The organism is Rhodococcus sp. NPDC057014 (assembly GCF_042673295.1).
Taxonomy (GTDB): Bacteria; Actinomycetota; Actinomycetes; order Mycobacteriales; family Mycobacteriaceae; genus Rhodococcus_F.
Genome location: NZ_JBHUSF010000636.1, coordinates 1 through 1,384, shown reverse-complemented (window position 1 = coordinate 1,384; position 1,384 = coordinate 1). Strand labels below are relative to the sequence as shown.

Annotated in this window: 2 protein-coding genes; both read left to right on the top strand. The window is 72.3% G+C overall.

Annotated elements, in window-relative coordinates; translation table 11 throughout:
* Positions 1–163 precede the first annotated feature (163 nt).
* Entirely contained in the window at positions 164–724 is a 561-nt protein-coding gene (locus tag ACFTZB_RS45630; protein ID WP_378442602.1) for a hypothetical protein, read from the top strand.
* Between the two features lie 295 nt (positions 725–1,019).
* The coding region (locus ACFTZB_RS45625) for a J domain-containing protein (protein WP_378442600.1) at positions 1,020–1,384 on the top strand (365 nt) is incomplete at its 3' end.

Genomic DNA, 1,384 nt, shown 5'->3' with positions numbered 1-1,384 from the left:
GACAAGATCGAGGCGTCCTACGACGCCGGGGTGCTGCGGTTGACGATCCCGATTGCGGAGAAGGCCAAGCCCCGCAAGATCGAGATCAGCAACCATTCCGAGCGCAGGGCCGTCACCGCCTGACCCACACCGTGACAGCCCTCCCAGGAGGGGGTGAACGTCGATGACCTTGGCGATCATGGTCACCGCAGCACCCGGCACCGGCTCACCGGAGCGCCTCGCACGCGCGGCGGTGCGGCCGTGGCACGAGCTGGACTACGAGCTGCTCGTCGCCGATTCCGGCCGCATCCTCGCCGACGCGCTCACCCCGCAGGCCGCGGCCCTGCTCGCGGCGGTGGCCACCGCACGGTCCGGTCCGTGGCATCGGCCGCGTCCCCGGTGGTCGGGATGGCCGGTCACCGCTCCCCCGGCCCCGCAGGCCCGGGCCACCCAGCGCTCACCACCGGCGGAAAGCGAGCCCGACGGGGCGGTGCACCGGATGCCAACTCGAACACCGGCGGCCACACGCACGGTTCGACGGATGAGACCGGAACCGCTCGAGAACGATCACGAAAGGAGTGTGGCGACACCGCAACGAAATCCACGGACGGGTTCGACCGCCGCCGCGTCTCCGTCACCGTCCACGGTGCGGACACGGCGCGGCGAACCCCCGGTACCCGGCACCGATCCGGGGCCGCCGACCCGCCGACGGGACGCACCGGCGCCACCACACCCACAGCGATGATGTTTTCGGCGCACCGCCATTGACGATGGCACCCTTTCCGAATTCAACGTCGGCCGCCCCGGCTCCGGCACCCGCCACGCACACGAAGCCACACCCGCGACGAACCACGACATCCGGGAACCAGCCAGAGCGGCGCCGAGAGCGGACTGTCGGTGCCGATGCCCCGGACGCGTACCCAAACGGCGGCCAGGGCCGCCGCCTACGCGCGACGCCGACAGCCGATCCGACCACGCATGGGAGATGGGCGTGGACACGACCAACGCCGCGGTAGACGACGTGGCGAGGAATGGGGACGATGAGCATCGACCGAGATCCGTACCGGGTGCTGGGAGTGACCCCTGCGGCCTCCCAGTCCAAGATCGCCCGCGCCTACCGGCGCCTGCTCCGCCTACACCACCCCGACACCCGCGGACCGGGGCCCGCGGACCCCGGCGCCGACGAACACCTGCAACAGATCCTCGCCGCCTACACCCTGCTGCGCGACCCGGTCCGCCGCGCCCACGACCACACCGACTCGCGGGGCGCCGAGCCCGACCGACTGCAGAGGCGGGCTCCGCCACCACCGCCACCCCGGATTCGCGTGCGGATCGTGCCGCGTCCCGCGGCCCGCCGCATGTTCGGCGTCACCGTGCGGATCGGCCCGGTGCACTGGCACCACTG